The sequence below is a fragment of the Neobacillus sp. S1115 genome (assembly GCF_055385565.1).
Genome location: NZ_AP038275.1, coordinates 2594990 through 2611764, shown reverse-complemented (window position 1 = coordinate 2611764; position 16775 = coordinate 2594990). Strand labels below are relative to the sequence as shown.

Below are 16775 nucleotides of genomic sequence, written 5' to 3'. Positions count from 1 at the left end.
TGGCTACCCGGCTGGCAGCCCCCCCATTGTTGTTTGTTGTTATAGCTTCACTCTTTGTAATCGAAGTGCGTTTAATACGACTGACACGGAACTAAATGCCATGGCCGCTCCGGCAAGCCATGGGGCTAGAAAGCCGATTGCGGCAATTGGAATCCCCAATGTATTGTATCCAAATGCCCAGAATAGATTTTGTTTAATGTTTTGGATTGTCTTTTTACTCATAAAGATGGCATCGGCGATGCTGTTTAAGTCGCCTCTCATCAGCGTGATATCCGCCGCTTCCATGGCGACATCGGTGCCGGTTCCGATTGCCATGCCAATATCTGCGATCGCAAGTGCCGGCGCATCGTTTATACCATCCCCTACCATAGCGACTCTGCGGCCCTGCTCCTGCAGCTTTTTCACTTCCGCTGCTTTTCCCTCTGGTAAAACTTCGGCAATAACGCTATCTACTCCTACTTCGCCGGCAATCGCAGCAGCCGTGCGGATATTGTCGCCGGTCATCATTATGACTTCTAGGCCCATATTCTTTAGTTTTTGAATCGCTGCTTTCGAAGTTTCTTTCACGGTGTCTGCTACTGCAACGATGCCGGCAAACTCCCCATCAATCGCAACCAGCATTGCCGTTTTACCGGTTTCTTCAAGGGCTTCCATTTTTCCAGCAGCAGCCTCAAATGATACCCCGTATTTATTCATTAATTTTCTAGTGCCAATTAATATTTCCTGACCATTAATGTTCGTTTTTATTCCATACCCCGGTATGGCTTCGAAATGGCCGACGGCCTCTAATAAGTTGATCCCTTTTTCTTTAATGCCATTTACGATCGCCTCAGCAAGCGGATGCTCAGATTGTTTTTCAGCCGAACCGACTAACTGCAAGAAGGTATTTTCGGAGTAGTTATCTTCAATGATCACATCAGTTAACACCGGTTTCCCGTTTGTAACTGTTCCTGTTTTATCAAGTACCACCGTTGTAATCCGGTGGGTTGTTTCCAAATGCTCGCCGCCTTTGAATAGGACGCCAGCCTCTGCGGCCCGGCCGGAACCGGCCATAATTGATGTTGGTGTTGCAAGACCCAATGCACAAGGGCAGGCAATTACCAGGACAGCAATCATTTTTTCCAACGCTTCAGCGAAGTTGCCTGGACTTACCCAGATGAACCAAACCAAGAAGGTTAAGACAGCAATTCCAACGACGATTGGTACGAAAATTCCTGAAATTTGGTCTCCAAGCCGTTGAATCGGTGCTTTTGAGCCCTGTGCTTCTTCAACCACTTTAATGATTTGCGCGAGTGCCGTGTCTCTGCCAACTTTTGTGGCTTTTATTTTTAAAAAGCCGTTTTTGTTAATGGTAGCGCCGATGACTAGGTCGCCAACGGTTTTATCGACTGGTACGCTTTCACCTGTCAGCATTGATTCATCAAGAGCAGATCGACCTTCGATGATTTCTCCGTCGACAGGAATTTTTTCGCCAGGCTTTACATAGATGATGTCCCCAACTATTACTTCTGCTAATGCGATTTCAAGTTCTTTTCCATCCCTCAAGACCGTTGCCGTTTTGGCTTGGAGCCCCATTAACTTTTTAATGGCTTCAGATGAGCGTCCTTTGGCGCGTGCTTCGAACAATTTTCCTAAGATGATCAAGGTTATCAGGACAGCACTGGTTTCAAAATAGAGTTCCACCATTTGTTCGCCTGACACAATGGTCATAATGGTTAAATATAAGCTATAAAAGTAGGCAGCGGATGTACCAAGTGCGACAAGAACGTCCATATTTGCGCTGCCGTTCCTTAGCGCCTTATAGGCTCCTACATAAAACTGCCTTCCTACAACAAATTGAACTGGTGTCGCCAAGGCCAATTGAACCCATTGGTTCATCAGCATGTCAGGCAGGTAAATGAACGATGTTAACTCAAAGTGGCTGACCATCGCCCATAATAACGGGAATGACAGAATCAGTGAGAAAATAAATTTACCTTTTTGTTTCTCGATTTCCTTTTGGCGGTGATCGACGCTTTCCAAAGTTTTATCCTGTTTCACTTTGGCTTCATAGCCGATTTTTTCTACCTTTTGGATGATTTCCTGAATATTGACTTGGGACGAATTATATTCAACGGCTGCTGTTTCAAGTGCCAGGTTGACAGTGGCCTTTGTGACACCCTCGAGTTTGTTAAGCCCCTTTTCAATTCTCGTTGCGCAAGCAGCACAGGTCATTCCGATGATGTCAAATTCGGCTTTCTCGGTGACAACCCCATAGCCGAGATCATGTATTTTTTTCACAAAGTTTTTCGTGTTCGTTTGTGCTGGGTCATACGTGATTGATGCTTTTTCAAGCGCCAGGTTCACGTTTGCTTCCTGAACGCCGTCTAATTTATTTAAGCCTTTTTCAATTCGTATTGCACAGGCTGCACAAGTCATTCCTGTTATCGGTAATTGGACTTCTTTGGTGGCATTACTCATTTTATTCTTCCCCCTAACTGTTTGGAGTTGATTTCAACTTTAATATTTACTTTATGCTTATATACTATACCCCCCTATCCTATATTGTCAATAAAAAATAAAAATTTTTCCAGTTTTTTATAATTGGGCTTATTTTGGATCGGAATTTTGATTATAGGGCTGCTTAAGTCGGTAAGGACAACCTCTTAACGACTGGGACTTGTTCGTTTAAGTTTTGACTATGCTTTAAACCCAACATAACGACTAGGGTTTTTTCGTCGGTCGTTCGGGTGTTATAAACCCGTCATAACGACCAAAACCTTCTTTCCTTTAATCGTTCGGGCGTTATGAACCCACTCATAACGACCGAATCCTCCTCTCCTTTAATCGTTCAGGCGTTATGAACCCACTTATAACGACCGAATCCTTCTTTCCTTTAGCCGTTCGGGCGTTATAAACTCGTCATAACGACCGAATCCTCCTCTCCTTTAATCGTTCGGGCGTTATAAACCCACTCATAACGACCGAATCCTTCTCTCCTTCAATCGTTCGGGCGTTATAAACCCTTCATAACGACCGAATCCTTCTCTCCTTTAATCGTTCGGGCGTTATAAACCCTTCATAACGACCGAAACTTTCTTTCCTATAACCGCTGGGGCGTTATGAACTATCTATATTAGAAAAAAGCCGCCAATCACCGCAAAAACCAGTAATCAACAGCTTATTAAAAAGATTATTTTACTATTGGTAAGGTCACATAAGAAGGATATTGGCTGTTATGCAAAATAGTAACCACACCGCCTAATTGATTAAGCAGCATCGGTGTCGTTGATAAAGAATGCGGGAAGTCACTTGGCCCCACGCTAACCCGTAGGCGATGCCCATCTTTAATCTGTGCATTGGTCGGGAAAATCTCGATGTTTAATTCCATAACCTCGCCTGGTACCACCGCCTGGACTGCTTCCTTCGTAAACGGATGCCATGGCTGAATATTTTCGCCATTTAAAAAGCGGCTCTTTGACTTATCTACAGCACGATGTGAAGCAGCGAGCCAGCCGGCGGTCAATTCGCTTGACGTGCCATCCGGAGCCACATCTGTTACACGAACAGATAGGACTGCTTCTTTAGCGGTTGTACTTACATAAATTCTTGCAGCAATCGGACCGGAAATTCTCACGTCCTGATTAACCGGAGGTGTTGTGTAGGTGACTTCTGTAGTCTCGGTTAAGCGATTATCCTTTGTACATGGAAAGACCCCCAAAATTCCCATCGTCCATTGGCTGGCACTGCCGGAGCAAATCCCGTTCACTGGCTGTTGCAGCATTAGATCGGGTCCTTCAATCATGGATGGAGTATCCTTTGACAGCAGGTTTCCAGAACGAAGATAATACTTTTCTGCTTGTGCCTTGGCATGGGGCCAGCCCGGCTGCACAGCGAAGTGGCCATCGCCTAACACAAATTGGGTCACATCAGGGATCCCTTCCACATCCACATTCAAGCCCTTTACGTATTTATCAAACCATTTTAAGGCGATTTGGTCCAAGGCAGGAACATTATCTTGCGGTAATCCGCTGCCAAAATCACCATGTGTCCAATTCCCGATCAACAGCTTAGTCTTGACCCCATTTGCCTTCAACTTTTCAAATAGTAAAGGTTCACCCCGTTGAAAAATATCATGGAGGCCGCCGGTTATAAATGCCGGCACCTTTACTTTATCTGCGACTAATAGCGGCGAACGCTGCCAAGAAAATGGCCCATCATAGGCAACTTCTCCGCCTGTAAGAGAGGATGTTAACGTATTTGTCTGAAAACCGGAGATTTGCCCAGCATGGTTAATAAGAACTCCTGCTGCCTGAACAGGGTCTGTCAATGTATAGCTTGGCGGTAATAAACCCGTACCAGTGACTAGCCCCAGCCACAGAGGGATAAACCCGGTATTGACCAAACCGCCTGACATCACGATATCCCGGTAGCTGTCTCCCATCGGCACAATTGGGAACATCGCAGCCAAGCCTTTGGGCTGCTGGGCTGCCGTAAAGAATTGGTTAATCGCCATATAGGAAGCCCCGTATAAGCCAACCTTGCCGCTTGACCAAGCCTGACTGGCCGCCCATTCCACTAGCTCCTTTCCGTCCTGCTGTTCAGCAATCCCAAATGATTCCCATGTACCCTGTGAACTGCCTGTCCCACGGACATCTACCACTACCTGGACATAGCCGCGTTTAACAAAATATTCATTAACGCCATTAACATTTTTATTGTATGGCGTCTGCGTCAAAATAACTGGAAATGGCCCCGGTCCGTCTGGCCGATAAACATCGGCTGTCAATATGACGCCATCCCTCATTGTAATGAAAACATCTTTTTCGTTAATGTAGCTTTGATATTCCTCAGATCTGTCGTAGCTTTCCCACTTTTTATTAGTAGTTGTGTCTATGGATGTTGTTTGAGTTTCCTCGCCTATTGGAGTGCCAGTTAAGGAAAATGCGGTTGAAAAAATAAAACCAATCATTACTAACAGTATGCCGCCGGCCTGAAACCGTTTCTTGTGCATATTTAACTCCCTATTCTGAATTTTCTTACTCTTATAGTGTAAGTCATCAGATTGTTGAAAAAAATAATACATCCTTACTATCAACCTAATACAAGTTGCGTATTTTTGGGAAATTAGTGGAAAACAAGGTTTAATCAGGAGGATATGGGAGGGATTGTATGGATTTGCAGGTTCAGGGAACAGGAGGCCATCTCAGTCCTTAATTTAACAAGATATCCCACTTTACGGGCTTTGTCGAAAAAAACTGTTCAATGGTAAGATGAAAGCCTAATAACTAAAGGAGGGTTTTAACATCCAACATTTACGTTTGAAGTACACGAGTGAAATGGAGAAAGCACTTCTTAATGCCCATGGTGTTTGTTATAAGGTTTATTGCCGGAATCATGACATACGGATATTAGTTGAAAAAAGACGGGAACAGGATTATATTACATCACAAATGATGCTTGCCGATATAGGACGCAAATTTCATACTTAACTCTAAAAAAAGGTGTCAGGCTGTCTTTCATGAAAGTACCTGGCACCTTTTCATTCTTCAATCCATCTCATCAATAATGGTTTGTTGGATGCTTCGAATCACATCTCCCCTGCTGAGGACGCCAATGACACGATTATTACCGTTTAACACAGGCAATTTTTTAAAATGGTGCTTGGATAAGAGGGAGACAACTTTTTTCATATCATCATCAGGATGAACAGTGACAATCCCATTTGTTTTGGCAATCTTTATGATTTCCCTTCCCGCCATTTCACTCAAGCGGCTTTCTAAATCCTCCTCGGCGATATAAGTCATATAGGTAAAATAATTATAAATTTGCCGATCAATGGGTTTAATGGCTCTTAAGATATCCCCGTCTGTTACAATGCCGCATAATTTACCCTCGCCATCCACAACAGGCATGCCGCCAATTTTCTTTTCTACAAAAATTTTCATAACATCCTTAATAGTATCAGTTGGTTTTGCTGTAATGACATTCATTATCATAAAATCTCTTACCTTCATCGCTAGTCACCACTCTTTAGTTTATTCTTCATTTTCAATAAGTAATTTCTTCAGTACATCAGGAGGGAAAACAATGCGGCAAATGACCTTTGCCAATTCCAAAAAATCTTCTTTTTTACAGTGTTGACCTATCATGGTATTTCCACTCTCTGCCAACACCATGATTGACCAGGCAACCTTATCCAAATCCAAATCCCTCCAAGTTAACCCTGAATCATAAGCACGCTTTAATCCGGTAAGAATTCTTGAATGGATTTTCTTTCTGGCTTCTCCTAACACCTCGGCAAGTTCCGAATCCTTATGCAGTAGTTCTGGCAAAACGCGGTGAAGTCCCATCCCGTTAAGCCGTTTCATATGCGCTTCTAATAAGGATGCCAATAAAAGTTCAGGATTACCGGTAGTCCAATTTGGTTCAGGAGGGAGCAATTCATCTATTTTATCCTCCAAAAGGGACATTAACAGCTGCCGTTTATCTGAAAAATAGCGATAAAAGGTTCCTGTAGCTACCCCTGCATGGGCCGCGATTTCCTTTGCGGTTGTTTGTTCATATCCTTTTTCAATAAACAAACTTCGCCCGCTTTCCAAGAGAGCATTTCTTTTTTGTTGGGCCCGTTCTTGTTTAGGAAGAATCGGAAATTCACCTACAAGCAAATCTTCACGTTCAGTCATAGGACCACCTCGGGCTTATTATAGCACAAAAGTTAAAGGTGAACTACAGTTCATCTTTTTATTGACATGTCTAAAGCTGAATGTAATACTTGAACTATAGTTCATGTTATTCAATTCCTTCCATAACACCCCTGGATTAAAGGAATTCGTCTAACATGAACAACTTTATTAAAAATTTTTTAAAAAACAGGTTTTGTCAGGAAGGATATCACCATATTTTTCCGAATAATATAGGGTAATCTTATTTTTTATATTGGGTTTATTAATTTTGAAAGGTGTTGATCCATATGGCCAATCAATCTGACTCTAAAAAAATCTCCGTAAATTCAACTATTTCCTTAAAAGGAATAGTAAAAGCCATTTTCAACGATACCGTTCACGTCCAAATTGGCGGAAAAATCATTACGCTGCCAAAAAAGGATTTTCTTGCTGAAAGTTAAGTGATTTATATTTAAACATAGAAGCATTTTGTCGGTCTGCTGCTTGCATTAGTGGCAGGCATTTTTTTGTTTGAAAATTGAACAAGCCTTTAACTCTGTAAAGGAATAAAATTTCCTGTCAAAATAATACGAAAATATGTTATATTCATATATATTAAAAAAACTTGGGAGTGAACGAAATGAAACTAGACATCAAACGGGCCTATAATTTCAATGCCGGTCCATCTGCTCTTCCTCTTTCTGTACTGGAAAAAGCCCAGAAGGAGCTGATTGATTTCCGTGGCACAGGAATGTCAATCATGGAATTAAGCCACCGCAGTGCTGCCTATGAAGAAGTACATAATCAGGCGATCGCGCGCCTAAAGGATTTAATGGGTATTTCTGAAGACTATGAAGTACTCTTTTTGCAAGGTGGAGCAAGCCTGCAATTTTCAATGATTCCAATGAACTTTTTGGGAGAAGGAAAAAAAGCGGGTTATGTGATGACTGGATCTTGGTCAGAAAAGGCTTTTGCCGAAGCCAAGCTATTTGGTGAAGTTGCTCAGGCGGCGTCATCAAAAGAAGGCAAATACCGCCGCATTCCTAGACTAGAAGAAATTCAATATCAAGGTGACGAGGCCTATTTACATCTGACCTCCAATAATACAATTTACGGAACGCAGTGGAAGGAATTCCCTGCTACTGGCAATGTTCCGTTAATTGCGGACATGTCCAGCGATATTCTATCCAAGCCTGTCGATGTCAGCAAGTTCTCCATGATTTATGCGGGTGCCCAGAAAAACCTTGGACCTTCCGGTGTTACGGTGGTAATTGTTCGCAAGGAGTTTCTTGAGAAGGCTAATTCTAATATCCCTACCATGTTAAAGTACAGCACTCATGCAAAAAACAATTCCCTATATAATACTCCGCCAACCTTTGGCATTTATATGCTCGGTGAGGTTCTTGGCTGGGTACAGGAAATTGGCGGCCTTGAGGAAGTTGTCAGACGGAATGAGGAAAAGGCGAAGGTTATCTACGATGCTATTGATCATAGCAATGGTTTCTACATCGGGCACGCTGAAAACGACAGCCGCTCCCTAATGAATATTACCTTTAACTTAAAATCAGAAGAGCTGGAAAAAGCATTTTTAGCGCAAGCCAAGCAAGAAGGCTTTATCGGTGTTAACGGCCACCGCTCCATCGGAGGCTGCCGCGCATCCACCTACAACGCCGTTCCATACGAATCCTGCAAAGCATTCAGCGAATTTATGGAACAGTTCCAAAAGCAAAACGGATAAAAGATGGGTAAAACATGGGGACGGTTCTAATGCCTCAAATTTTCGAGGCAAAAGAACCGTCCCCTCGTTTCATGTCACAGCTTTCGATATGGTCATTGACCATTCCTACTGCTTGCATGAAGGCGTAGCAGATGGTGGAGCCGACGAATTTAAAGCCGCGCTTTTTTAAATCCTTGCTCAATTTGTCGCTTATTTCCGTGGAGGCAGGTACCTCGCTCGCTTCTTTGAAGTGATTGATTATCGGCTTCCCGTCAACAAATGACCATATATAGCTATTGAAGGAACCAAATTCCTCGACCACCTTTAAATAAGCTTTGGCGTTGCCAATCACCGCATTAATTTTTAGTCTATTCCGTACAATACCATCATTATGTAAAAGTTCTTCAATCTTTTGATCGTCATACAGGACAATCTTCTCCGCCTCAAAGTTGTCAAACGCCCTCTGGTAATTCTCCCGCTTTTTTAAAATCGTATACCAACTAAGGCCAGCTTGCGCCCCTTCCAAATTCAAATATTCAAACAACAAACGGTCGTCATGAACGGGGACTCCCCACTCATGGTCATGATAATCAATATATAATGGGTCTTGATTAACCCAGCCGCAGCGATTCATAAATCAAAACTCCCTTAATGGAATTAAATCGGTAAAGCAGAATCTTGTTTCACCAGTGTATACATCCTTTGAAAACTTTTTCTCGCCAACTTGAAACCGGATTGGCTTATTAAAAATCGGACCATCATATACAAATGAATGATACTCGCCGTTTTCACCGCAAGGGTCCACACCTTCAGGCAGTGCTTCCATAAACACGTCATTAATTTCCTTACCGGAAAAATTCTCAGGCAGTTTCGTCAAGTCTACACAAGTTATAATTGTTTGATACCCTAGCGATAAAAAGCGGTAAATTAAATCTGTAGTATTCTGACCCCAGAGTGGAAAAACCGCTGTAAAACCTAAGGGTTTTAACTGTTCTTCACGGTACTTGCGGATATCCTCAAGAAATAGGTCGCCAAATACAATATGGTCAATCCCATTCGCCTTCAAATCAGCCAATTCTCGATTCATTATTTCCCCGTAGACTTCATTGGAGCATTGCTCCGGAATAAAGATTTTTCTTAATGGAATGCCAATCGATGCCGCTTGCACCTCCAGCAGTTCCTCCCTTACTCCATGAATGCTTGTCCGATTAAAACCTTCAGTCACTGTCGTAAACAACAATTCAACCTCATATTCTTCCCCGTGAAGGAGTTCGTGCAATGCCAGTGTAGAATCTTTTCCACTGAATGATAACGCAGCTCTTTTTTTTGCCACGAAAAAATCACCTCTTCTCCTTCTACCATTATAATTTGCCGGGGCCAGAAAAGCGAAAAAGAGCACCTAAAACAGACCACTGTTTAAGAATGCTCTTTTTGCAAAACTTCCAATGCACCGCCTTCAGCAATGCAGTTCGTAATACATATACCGCAGCCTGTACAAAGTTCCTTGGATACAACCGGAACTCCATCCTCTAACCTGATTGCACCGTTAACCGGACATGCCCTTACACAATAATCGCACATCACTTGTTTATAAGCCAAACAGCTGTACTTCTCTACTTTTACAGTTCCAAGGTATGGACACTTCTGATAATCAGAAAGGTTTAACGCCTCTGTCGGGCACACCTCTACACATTTCATACAAAACGTACATGGTGACTCATTCAAGTTCATGTACGGTGTATTTACTAGCTTGGCCCCGTCAGATAAGGCAAATAAGCGTATGCTTTTTTCCGGACAAATCTCCTGACATTTGCTGCATCTTGTGCAAGAGGTCAGAAATTCAAGCTCCTCCCCGGCACCTGGCGGCCGAATAAAATCACGCTCTAATTCCATTGCCGGCGCAAGGAAGTTCCCTAAAAAGTGAATCGTTGATTCCCAGTTCAACGCCAAATATTGCCGTCTATTTAATTTCTCCTCATCCATTACCAGCCACTTCCTGATAAAATGGTTCGTCCTCGAAGTTGGTATAAACAAGACAGATGCCCAGCACGCCATCAATCGCCTTGAATTTTTCGGCTGTCCGGTAGCTTTGGTCCACAGTATCAGTTTCCAGAGTCAATATGACCCTTTTATCTTCATGAATATGGTAAACCTCGACACCGTTTAATCCTCCCAATTTCTCCGCAGCACCGCAAGCCTTACCCGGGATTGTTTCAACATAAATTCCCGATATCACCATTTCAATTCCCTCCCTGAGACTAAAGGGAGTCTGCTGCCTAAAACCCACAGACCCCCGCCAGTTGTAAAGTTACTTGCTAAAAGCTGTCTTTGTCTTAGTTTCGTTTTGCTGACCATGGCATTGGACACAGTTGTCGCGGAAAATCTTGCCCTGTGTATCATTGTTGTAGAAGTGATTATCCGGCGGCATTGGTGCTCCCGTATCCGGCTTTCCATGACAAGCTAAGCAGCTGTCTTGGTGTACCTGCGGGTTCCAGCGGTCGACGTGACTTGCAGGCTGCAATGGCGGCACCCCGATCAGCCCCATCGTTTCCGAATTAGGTCGGCCCTTTTCAGCCAATTGCACCAATTGTACATTTGTGGTTTTAGTACTGACTTTAGCCGAAGATTCCATTGACCATTGAAGCTTCGTTCCTCCAATTGCCAAACCCAACACAACGACAAATGCAACGATATAAAGAATTCCTTTATCCTTCATGACCATTTCACCTCACTAAGCCTTTACAATTTTAACAGCGCATTTTTTAAAATCAGGCTGTTTGGAAATTGGACAATAACAATCCAAAGTGGCAAGGTTGATTAATGTTTCTTCGGCGAAGAATGGCGCAAACACTAATCCCTTTGGCGGATTTCCGCGGCCCGTTGTCGTCACCTTCACTTTTACTTCGCCGCGCCGGGATACGACCTTTACCATGTCACCCGTTTTGATGCCTAGTGCATCCGCATCCTCCGGATTGATTTCGCAAAGGGCTTCAGGGAAAGCTTTATGGAGCTCCGGAACCCTTCTCGTCATCGTGCCGCTGTGCCAGTGCTCAAGCACACGACCCGTACAGAGCCAGAGAGGGTATTCTTGATCCGGCACTTCCGCCGCTTCTTCAAATGGTCGGAATAGGATGGCCGGCTTATGGTCGGTAGACTTATAGAAATCAAGATCCATGTATTTCCCCTGATGGCCAAATTCCTCAACCCCATATTGGTCGAAGCCATCTTCCTGCTTGCCATATGAATAACGCCAGTTGGTCTCCACCCATTTGCCGTTTACGTTCCGCACCGGCCAAGCAATACCGTGCTGCTTTAAATATTCATCATAAGGGGCCATTTGCTTCGCTTTCATTTTCAATTTTCCCCCTAATTGCTGAACCTCAGGATTTTTGCTTTCATGGGGATTGGTGAAGGAGCGATACTCATCCCAGAGCCGCTTGTTGACTTCGTGCTCATCGGCGATTAAATCGTTTTTCTGTTGATCCCAAACCCTGCCGAACAAGACATCGAAGGCAGGTTTATCACCTATCATTTTTCCGTCAAGGACACGCTTAGCAATTTGCACGATCGCCCATAAATCCCACTTAGCCTCACCTGGCGGCTCCACGCATTTTTCAAAAATTGATGTCCGGCGCTCGGCATTGCCAAATTGACCTTCACGTTCCACCCACATCGCGGCTGGGAAAACAACATCAGCCATTTCAGTTGAGCGGGTTGGATAGACTTCGGAAACGACGATGAATCCATCGATAACACCTTTACCGTTCGCATCGTTTCCCCTGAAACGGTTCAACTTCGGCATCGTTTGTCCCCAGTTGTTTGACATGCTCCATAAAAACTTGATTTTGCCGTTGCCTAATTCGCGAAACATTTTAACGGTATGGAAACCTGGGGTTTCTATCGGATTCAGGTAGCCTTGTGGGAGATTCCAGATTAATTCGGCATAGCGGCGATGCTCCGGATTCTTGACAACTAAGTCAGCAGGCAGGCGGTGAGAGAAAACCCCGACTTCTCGTGCTGTGCCGCAGGCGCTTGGCTGCCCGGTTAATGAGAATGGGCCGTTTCCCGGTTTTGCAATTTTACCGGTTAGCAAATGGATATTATAAATAAGATTATTCATCCAAGTGCCGCGGGTATGCTGGTTAACACCCATTGTCCAAAGCGACATAATCTTCTTCTTCGGATCGGCAAATTCTTTGGCCAGTGCTTCAATGTCTTTGGCAGGCACCCCTGACATTTCAGCCGCCTTTTCAATCGTATACTCCGAAAGTCTTGTTTTAAATTCATCAAAGGTAATGACCCAGTCGACGTCAGCAACTTTTCCGACATCCGTTGCCTCATAGTTATCATCAAACGTATGACCAAGATTCTCTGTTCCAGCTTTAAACTGAGTATGTTCGTTTACAAAAGCTTGGTCATACAAATTATTTTGAATTAAGTAATTGCAGATTGCATTGGCAATGGCCAAATCTGCTTGCGGACGGAACACCATTACAACATCGGCTATTTCGGATGTTCTGGACCTTCTTGTTGTTAAATCGTAATGCTTAACGTTGCTGTTTTTCAGCTTATGAGCGGTGAGGCGGGAATATAGAACCGGGTGCATTTCCGCCATGTTGGCACCCCAGGTGACGAACACATCCGCTTCATCAAGGTCACGATAAGACCCCATTGGTTCATCTGACTGGAACGTCGACATAAAGCCAGTTACCGCACTTGCCATGCAAAGGCGGGCGTTCGGGTCAATATTGTTGCTTAATAATCCGGCTTTCCACAGTTTGACTGATGCATAACCTTCCATGATAGACTGCTGGCCGGATCCGTAAAAGGCCACCGATTTAGGGTCGGCATCATAGGCTTCCTTTAACTTAGTGGCAACCAAATCTAATGCCTCTTCCCAACCGGCTTCCCTAAATCCCTCTCTCGTTCCTTTTTTCGATTTATCATCGCGAATAAGCGGTTTTGCTAACCGGTCTTTCCCAAACAGAATTTTTCCTACATAATAACCTTTAATGCAGTTAAGACCCTTGTTCGAACGGTTATCAAGGTCACCTTTTGTAGCAATTACCTTTCCATCTTTAACACCTACTAGAATCCCGCACCCAGTTCCGCAAAAACGACAGACGGTAGTTTTCCATTCATCCGGTTCGATATTTGCCGCTGACGCACTTTTCGTATCAGGGCTGTTGTCTTTTGTACTACATCCTGCGGCTGCCATCGTCATCGAAATCGCCGTTGCTTTTAGCAATGATCTCCTGGTTAATTCCAATGCAATCTTCCTCCCTTTTAAAATAGGTCAAAAGTGTAAATCTATAGCTTAATAGTAATCGAGCAGAGTGTTTTTGAGAGGAAGGAAAGGGAAGATTTTACAAAACGTTCACAGCTGAAAATCCCTTTCTGACACAGGTTTGACATTACTGATTTGGCAGTATTTATAACGTTTTAACCTTGTTTTAAAGAGGATTTCCAAATTCTTCTCCCTGATTAATAGTCGAGCCCAAACGTGTCCCCTCTAATGTTTTGAAGCATAAAATATTACAAAAAGGAGTGGAGTGAGGTATGAGTTTATACATTAATAAGCGTGAACACCCCAATGTTTTTGAAAATAAACAAACGATCAATGCCCCTAATCAGTCATATTCCAGACAGGATTTCCTGACTGAATTAATCAAGGAACAGGAAAAAGCGAATGCCGCCTTAAGAAAAACATTAAGGGAACTGCAACTTCGAACTATTAAGCAGGAAGAATCCCAAACTAACCATTGGAATGATATCGGCAGCCAATTGATTGACTTGCAAAAAAGCAGCCAATCGCATCAAGAAATGATGAGAATGCAGGAAAAATTTCAAGAGGAAATAGCGGACAAATTAAATCGACAAGCCGTTTTTCAAAAAGAAGTAACAGAGAAATTGAACAGCCAAGAGGATTTTCAAAATCAAATCTCTGCCAAAATGAACAAGCAAGAAGAATTTCAAGAAGACGTCCTCAAACGATTGGATCATCAAGAAGCATTAACTGAGAAAATTTCACGGCAGTTGAACTTTATTCGGTCCATTCTATTTGAACGGACCAATTATTTGGCCTCCAAAATCGAAGATGGTTACAAACTCACCTCGTCCTATGTCTATAAACTGATGACAGGCTCTGATAAGCCGCTGACCTTCTTCCTGATGAATCAGCATCATGATGAGCACACAAAGCAGACGGACAAATCATAAAAGATAACAACAAAAAACGTTCATGCCATCAAATGCATGAACGTTCTGTTATCTTAAACACCCTTTGTGAAAGTTTCCGTTAATACTGGCACAATTTGTTTCTTACGGGATACGACGCCTCTTAACATTGCAGTATTGGCATCAAGGGTCACATTATAAGCCTTTTCCACTGCAGCAGCCTTACTTCCAAGCGCTAACCCTACTGAATCATTATTAAGGATATCAGTCACTACCAATAAGAATAAGTCCAGATTCTTCTCATCGATTTTCTTAGAAATAGCTGCTTCTAATTCTTCTTTACGGGCAAGAACTTCCGCAGTATCTACAGCATTGACTTGGGCAATTTCTACTTTGCTTCCGCCCATGTCAAATTCTTTTGCATCCAGTGTTAATAAATCAGCTACAGTCTTGTCGCTTAAATCTGCACCGGCCTTCAGCATTTCTAAACCGTACGCTTCGGCATCTACACCGGCAATATCTGCTAATTCACGAGCTGCAGCCACATCCTCAGCCGTGCAGGTTGGCGATTTGAATAATAAGGAATCAGATATGATGGCTGAAAGCATCAGTCCGGCGATTTCTTTCTTAATTTGCTTACCATTTTCTTTGTACATTTTATTCAAAATTGTAGCCGTACAACCGACTGGCTCACAGCGGTAATATAACGGATCGCTTGTTTCAAAATTTGCGATGCGGTGATGGTCAATTACCTCAAGCACTTTAACATCAGTGATGTCGTTCGCACTTTGCTGGCGTTCATTGTGGTCTACCAAAATAACAGAATTAACTTCAGAAGCAACAGTTTCTACCAAACGTGGTCCCTCTACCTTAAAGGTATCCAAGGCGTATTGTGTTTCGCCATTGATTTGGCCAAGGCGGACAGGCTCGACGTCCATTCCCAACTGTTTTTTCAGGTCTGCGTATGCGATCGCAGAACAAATCGTATCTGTGTCTGGATTTTTATGTCCAAAAATAAGTACTTTTTCCATGTTCCTACTCCTAACCGTATTAAATTATGTAAGGACAAGCCAACTAAGGTTTCCCTATCGGAAATTATATATTAATACGGTAAAGTATTCAAAAAAATTTTTATAAAAATTTCACCATCTGCACTTGTTCCGTCATCTTATTAAATCCATGGCTCATTAGGTATGCGATGATTGGACTTGAGATGGAGGCATTGACCGTCATAAAGTTTACGGTTTTTTCAGCTCCCCCGCAAATGCTGGCAAAAATAATTTTCAATAAATCACTGTTTACTTCAGAAAACAACTCCAGTTGATAGATAACAACTTTTTCTACCTTTCCATGTTCATTCCATATTCTTTTAAACAAGCAATAGCCCAAAGGGTCATTTCCAGTTCCATAAAAAATTTGTGCTTCGCCGTTTCTGACACTTTGCCATTGGCATTGCCAAGGTACATTTTCTTTATAAAAAGAAAGTGTTGCCAATTGTTCAGGACGGATGGATTTTACCCAGATAGATGCGGCTAAAACTGACTCGAATTCCTCAGATCCATTTAAATGAACAAGGGAGTCAACAATCTCATATCCATATCGTTGATATAAACGAATGGCCCGTTCGTTTTCCTTTATCGCTTCGAGAGTGGCAACCTCCACCCCCTCTTCCGCGTAATTCCTTAAAGTCTCCTCCATTAAAAGCTTGGAAACTCCTTTTCCACGATACTCCGTGGCTACGCCGGTTCCTCCATTCCAAGCGGTCTTTTTTCCATCAATCAGACGCACTCCATTTAAGACAATTGCTACAGGCTTATCACCATCGAAAGCAACAATCGATAGATTCATTGAAAGCCCCTCATTAACCAACCTAGCAAAAAACAGCTCCGCAGACATTTCCAATTTTACAAAATAGCCTTCAAAACCGCGATTCCAGGCCGTGATAATGTCCGTTATTTGACATTCAGATAATTTTTTAAAAAGAATACTCATGAGTCGGCCCCCTTAAATAGCGTTGAAGAAAATTAAAATAAAATAGACTAAATAGTTTATTTTAATTAAACCAAAGCCTTCCAGTTTTTACAATCCATTAGAAAAATAAATCCCATTATGGACGAGAAAAAATCCATAATGGGATGATTTCAACTAACATTATTTAACCGGCAAAGGCACAACCCTCTGTCCAATTGCCGCAATTAGTTCCGGCGGCATTGGGAAGTTTAATGCGGCAGGATCCT

Annotated in this window: 16 protein-coding genes; 4 read left to right on the top strand and 12 right to left on the bottom strand. The window is 42.9% G+C overall.

Annotation, left to right across the window (positions count from 1 at the left end; translation table 11 throughout):
- Positions 1-39 precede the first annotated feature (39 nt).
- Positions 40-2460, bottom strand: coding sequence for a heavy metal translocating P-type ATPase (locus ACZ5B7_RS12660; RefSeq protein WP_464493998.1), 2421 nt, complete (start codon positions 2458-2460; stop codon positions 40-42).
- Positions 2461-3172: 712 nt separating this feature from the next.
- On the bottom strand, positions 3173-4993 hold the full coding sequence (locus ACZ5B7_RS12655) for a CocE/NonD family hydrolase (protein WP_464493997.1): 1821 nt from the start codon (positions 4991-4993) through the stop codon (positions 3173-3175).
- 325 nt (positions 4994-5318) lie between these two features.
- On the opposite strand from ACZ5B7_RS12655, the gene ACZ5B7_RS12650 reads away from it, so the two are divergent.
- Positions 5319-5471: a hypothetical protein gene (locus ACZ5B7_RS12650; RefSeq protein ID WP_241113873.1), complete on the top strand. Its 153-nt coding sequence runs from the start codon at positions 5319-5321 to the stop codon at positions 5469-5471.
- Positions 5472-5528: 57 nt separating this feature from the next.
- Here the strand turns inward: ACZ5B7_RS12650 and ACZ5B7_RS12645 are convergent, their stop codons facing one another.
- Together ACZ5B7_RS12645 and ACZ5B7_RS12640 are read right to left on the bottom strand one after the other, a co-directional pair.
- Positions 5529-5996: a CBS domain-containing protein gene (locus ACZ5B7_RS12645; RefSeq protein ID WP_464493996.1), complete on the bottom strand. Its 468-nt coding sequence runs from the start codon at positions 5994-5996 to the stop codon at positions 5529-5531.
- A gap of 21 nt (positions 5997-6017) precedes the next feature.
- Positions 6018-6665, bottom strand: a complete 648-nt coding sequence (locus ACZ5B7_RS12640) for a TetR/AcrR family transcriptional regulator (protein ID WP_464493995.1) — start codon at positions 6663-6665, stop codon at positions 6018-6020.
- Between the two features lie 287 nt (positions 6666-6952).
- On the opposite strand from ACZ5B7_RS12640, the gene ACZ5B7_RS12635 reads away from it, so the two are divergent.
- Together ACZ5B7_RS12635 and serC are read left to right on the top strand one after the other, a co-directional pair.
- On the top strand, positions 6953-7105 hold the full coding sequence (locus ACZ5B7_RS12635) for a hypothetical protein (protein ID WP_213115881.1): 153 nt from the start codon (positions 6953-6955) through the stop codon (positions 7103-7105).
- A gap of 179 nt (positions 7106-7284) precedes the next feature.
- A complete protein-coding gene (serC, locus tag ACZ5B7_RS12630) occupies positions 7285-8382 on the top strand; it encodes a 3-phosphoserine/phosphohydroxythreonine transaminase (protein ID WP_464493994.1) in 1098 nt (365 codons plus the stop codon).
- Positions 8383-8416: 34 nt separating this feature from the next.
- Here the strand turns inward: serC and ACZ5B7_RS12625 are convergent, their stop codons facing one another.
- The 6 genes from ACZ5B7_RS12625 to napA all read right to left on the bottom strand — a co-directional run bounded on the left by ACZ5B7_RS12625 (position 8417) and on the right by napA (position 13630).
- A complete protein-coding gene (locus tag ACZ5B7_RS12625) occupies positions 8417-8995 on the bottom strand; it encodes a DNA-3-methyladenine glycosylase I (RefSeq protein ID WP_464493993.1) in 579 nt (192 codons plus the stop codon).
- 3 nt (positions 8996-8998) lie between these two features.
- Positions 8999-9694, bottom strand: a complete 696-nt coding sequence (locus ACZ5B7_RS12620; RefSeq protein WP_464493992.1) for a Dph6-related ATP pyrophosphatase — start codon at positions 9692-9694, stop codon at positions 8999-9001.
- Positions 9695-9777: 83 nt separating this feature from the next.
- Positions 9778-10344, bottom strand: a complete 567-nt coding sequence (locus tag ACZ5B7_RS12615; RefSeq protein WP_464493991.1) for a 4Fe-4S dicluster domain-containing protein — start codon at positions 10342-10344, stop codon at positions 9778-9780.
- A complete protein-coding gene (locus tag ACZ5B7_RS12610; RefSeq protein ID WP_464493990.1) occupies positions 10337-10600 on the bottom strand; it encodes a chaperone NapD in 264 nt (87 codons plus the stop codon). Before ACZ5B7_RS12610 ends, ACZ5B7_RS12615 begins: the two co-directional genes overlap by 8 nt.
- A 69-nt stretch (positions 10601-10669) precedes the next feature.
- Entirely contained in the window at positions 10670-11077 is a 408-nt protein-coding gene (locus ACZ5B7_RS12605; RefSeq protein ID WP_464493989.1) for a nitrate reductase cytochrome c-type subunit, read from the bottom strand.
- 15 nt (positions 11078-11092) lie between these two features.
- Positions 11093-13630, bottom strand: coding sequence for a nitrate reductase catalytic subunit NapA (gene napA / locus ACZ5B7_RS12600; RefSeq protein ID WP_464493988.1), 2538 nt, complete (start codon positions 13628-13630; stop codon positions 11093-11095).
- Positions 13631-13920: 290 nt separating this feature from the next.
- On the opposite strand from napA, the gene ACZ5B7_RS12595 reads away from it, so the two are divergent.
- Positions 13921-14580 (top strand): hypothetical protein, encoded by a 660-nt coding sequence (locus ACZ5B7_RS12595; RefSeq protein ID WP_464493987.1) that lies wholly within the window; start codon positions 13921-13923, stop codon positions 14578-14580.
- 53 nt (positions 14581-14633) lie between these two features.
- Here the strand turns inward: ACZ5B7_RS12595 and ACZ5B7_RS12590 are convergent, their stop codons facing one another.
- Positions 14634-15569 carry a manganese-dependent inorganic pyrophosphatase gene (locus ACZ5B7_RS12590; RefSeq protein WP_464493986.1) on the bottom strand — a complete coding sequence of 312 codons (936 nt, stop codon included), beginning with the start codon at positions 15567-15569 and terminating at the stop codon, positions 14634-14636.
- Between the two features lie 100 nt (positions 15570-15669).
- Positions 15670-16530 carry a GNAT family N-acetyltransferase gene (locus ACZ5B7_RS12585; RefSeq protein ID WP_423802130.1) on the bottom strand — a complete coding sequence of 287 codons (861 nt, stop codon included), beginning with the start codon at positions 16528-16530 and terminating at the stop codon, positions 15670-15672.
- Positions 16531-16775: the final 245 nt, after the last annotated feature.

Bases quoted from the DNA above. Each gene is read 5' to 3' on its own strand.
- ACZ5B7_RS12610 (WP_464493990.1), bottom strand. From the start codon at position 10,600: ATGGTGATATCGGGAATTTATGTTGAAACAATCCCGGGTAAGGCTTGC.
- ACZ5B7_RS12645 (WP_464493996.1), bottom strand. From the start codon at position 5,996: ATGAAGGTAAGAGATTTTATGATAATGAATGTCATTACAGCAAAACCA.
- ACZ5B7_RS12615 (WP_464493991.1), bottom strand. From the start codon at position 10,344: ATGGATGAGGAGAAATTAAATAGACGGCAATATTTGGCGTTGAACTGG.
- ACZ5B7_RS12595 (WP_464493987.1), top strand. From the start codon at position 13,921: ATGAGTTTATACATTAATAAGCGTGAACACCCCAATGTTTTTGAAAAT.
- ACZ5B7_RS12635 (WP_213115881.1), top strand. From the start codon at position 6,953: ATGGCCAATCAATCTGACTCTAAAAAAATCTCCGTAAATTCAACTATT.
- ACZ5B7_RS12625 (WP_464493993.1), bottom strand. From the start codon at position 8,995: ATGAATCGCTGCGGCTGGGTTAATCAAGACCCATTATATATTGATTAT.
- ACZ5B7_RS12640 (WP_464493995.1), bottom strand. From the start codon at position 6,665: ATGACTGAACGTGAAGATTTGCTTGTAGGTGAATTTCCGATTCTTCCT.
- ACZ5B7_RS12585 (WP_423802130.1), bottom strand. From the start codon at position 16,530: ATGAGTATTCTTTTTAAAAAATTATCTGAATGTCAAATAACGGACATT.
- ACZ5B7_RS12660 (WP_464493998.1), bottom strand. From the start codon at position 2,460: ATGAGTAATGCCACCAAAGAAGTCCAATTACCGATAACAGGAATGACT.
- ACZ5B7_RS12590 (WP_464493986.1), bottom strand. From the start codon at position 15,569: ATGGAAAAAGTACTTATTTTTGGACATAAAAATCCAGACACAGATACG.
- ACZ5B7_RS12650 (WP_241113873.1), top strand. From the start codon at position 5,319: ATGGAGAAAGCACTTCTTAATGCCCATGGTGTTTGTTATAAGGTTTAT.
- ACZ5B7_RS12655 (WP_464493997.1), bottom strand. From the start codon at position 4,993: ATGCACAAGAAACGGTTTCAGGCCGGCGGCATACTGTTAGTAATGATT.
- serC (WP_464493994.1), top strand. From the start codon at position 7,285: ATGAAACTAGACATCAAACGGGCCTATAATTTCAATGCCGGTCCATCT.
- ACZ5B7_RS12605 (WP_464493989.1), bottom strand. From the start codon at position 11,077: ATGAAGGATAAAGGAATTCTTTATATCGTTGCATTTGTCGTTGTGTTG.